Source organism: Bradyrhizobium sp. Kon58 (assembly GCF_055807455.1).
Genome location: NZ_JBVVOT010000187.1, coordinates 1 through 398, shown reverse-complemented (window position 1 = coordinate 398; position 398 = coordinate 1). Strand labels below are relative to the sequence as shown.

Genomic DNA, 398 nt, shown 5'->3' with positions numbered 1-398 from the left:
ACGGGAAGGGATACCCATCACGATACCATTATGGCCGAATCCCGCAGAGTTTCCGGGTGACTTCGACACCCTCAGGGTCACGATTGATGGGAACGAAGTTTATCTTGACGAGTTGGAGGGCCCTCTCACAGCGGATGTGGATATTGTGCTCCGCTCAGGTCGCCTTAGAAGTCATGGGCCCAAAGCGAGGTACAGGCCGGCAAGCTGGCCGAGAAGGTGCTGGCTGATGCGTGCCAGGTCATCCAGACGCCTCGGCACCTTGCCCGTGTCCTTCAGGCGACTGCGTTCAAGCGGGGTGGCGGCGCCCATCACCTCGTCCACGGCCTGATGCGGCAACGAGGGATAACGTCGGCCCAGCACGCCGGGATCTTCTACCTCAGGCCTGTTTGAACGCCAAA

1 protein-coding gene is annotated in these 398 nt (G+C 60.3%); it reads right to left on the bottom strand.

Annotated elements, in window-relative coordinates; genetic code table 11:
• Positions 1–171 precede the first annotated feature (171 nt).
• Positions 172–398: hypothetical protein (locus tag AC0L20_RS40060; protein ID WP_473295678.1), on the bottom strand; the 227-nt coding region annotated here is incomplete at its 5' end.